The sequence below is a fragment of the Virgibacillus sp. M23 genome (genome assembly GCF_034190895.1).
Taxonomy (GTDB): domain Bacteria; phylum Bacillota; class Bacilli; order Bacillales; family Amphibacillaceae; genus Virgibacillus; species Virgibacillus salarius.
In genome coordinates this window covers 1-411 of record NZ_JAWDHA010000339.1, presented here as the reverse complement: position 1 = coordinate 411, position 411 = coordinate 1, and the positions used below count along the sequence as shown (strand labels likewise).

The following is a 411-nucleotide window of genomic DNA, read 5'->3' as shown; positions in this document are numbered from 1 at the left end:
CCGTTTTAAGTTCTTCTTTAATTCGGTCATCAAATGTATGTTTATGCTCATTAATAAGCTGTGCTGTTTCTAAAAACGGCTTGATATCCCCATTCTCACTCCCGAAAAACAGCGCCTCACATTCAATTTCGTTTAGGATGGAAACACTGCCGCGTGCAAAAATGTCCGCTTTTTGCACGGCATAAAGATAAGGCAGCTCAATAACAAGATCAACTCCGCTTTGCAGCGCCATTTTTGTTCGGGCCCATTTTGACACAACAGCCGGTTCCCCACGCTGTAAAAAATGCCCGCTCATCACCGCGACAGCCGTGTCGCATCCGGTTTGCCGCTTTGCTGTTTGGGCATGATAAAGGTGACCGTTATGAAAGGGATTATATTCAACCACCAATCCTACAGCATTCATATTTTTTC

At 44.5% G+C, this 411-nt stretch carries 1 protein-coding gene; it reads right to left on the bottom strand.

All coding sequences use genetic code 11. The annotated features are described in order from the left end of the window. A partial coding sequence (locus tag RVS70_RS22860) for a nucleotidyltransferase family protein (protein WP_321135032.1) occupies nucleotides 1–403 on the bottom strand: 403 nt, incomplete at its 3' end. Between the last annotated feature and the right edge of the window lie 8 nt (nucleotides 404–411).